At 44.2% G+C, this 683-nt stretch carries 2 pseudogenes; both read left to right on the top strand.

Annotation, left to right across the window (positions count from 1 at the left end):
* A pseudogene (truB, locus tag ACRCJ0_RS17800) lies at positions 1–231 on the top strand (tRNA pseudouridine(55) synthase TruB); the annotation flags it as partial.
* Between the two features lie 17 nt (positions 232–248).
* Positions 249–683, top strand: a pseudogene (locus ACRCJ0_RS17795) (bifunctional riboflavin kinase/FAD synthetase); the annotation flags it as partial.

Below are 683 nucleotides of genomic sequence, written 5' to 3'. Positions count from 1 at the left end.
CTGGTACCAGTTGAATCGACCTTATCAGCATATCCAGTTTGGCAGGTTCCGGCTGAGGATAGCCACTTAGTGAAATTGGTGGAAAATGGGTCGGTCCTAGAATTAGCGACGTTACCTGCTGATTTAAGAGACCAATTACCGGTGACGGCTTATATCGACGACAAGTTAAAGGCGCTTTATGATGTCCATCCAAGTAAAGATGGTAAAATAAAACCAAGTAAAATGTTTTAAAGATTGGACGATACTGAATGAAAACGATAAATTTACACCATCCCTTTGAACAATCAACGATCTATGCGGGCGATGTTGTCCTAGCTTTGGGTTTTTTTGACGGGGTCCACAGAGGCCACCAGGCGGTTATTCAAGCTGCTCGTGATGAGGCTGACCGTTTGCAATTACCACTAGCTGTGATGACTTTTAATATGGCGCCACGCATCATGTATCAACAAATACACCCTGAAGAAGTGACTTATTTAACCACTCTAGTCGAAAAAGAGCGGTTAATGACTCAGCTTGGTGTGGACTATCTTTATGTTACCCAGTTAACGTCATCATTCTCCGCTTTGAAACCGCAAGAATTTGTGGACCGATATATGGTAGGCTTGCATGCCAGATCGGTTGTAGCGGGCTTTGACTATACCTACGGCAAAAAGGACATCGCCAACATGCGGACCTTAGCTAGG

This window comes from Aerococcus sp. L_32, from assembly GCF_050689315.1.
Note: the sequence above shows the minus strand (reverse complement) of the source record. Positions and strands in the feature narration are given on the sequence as shown.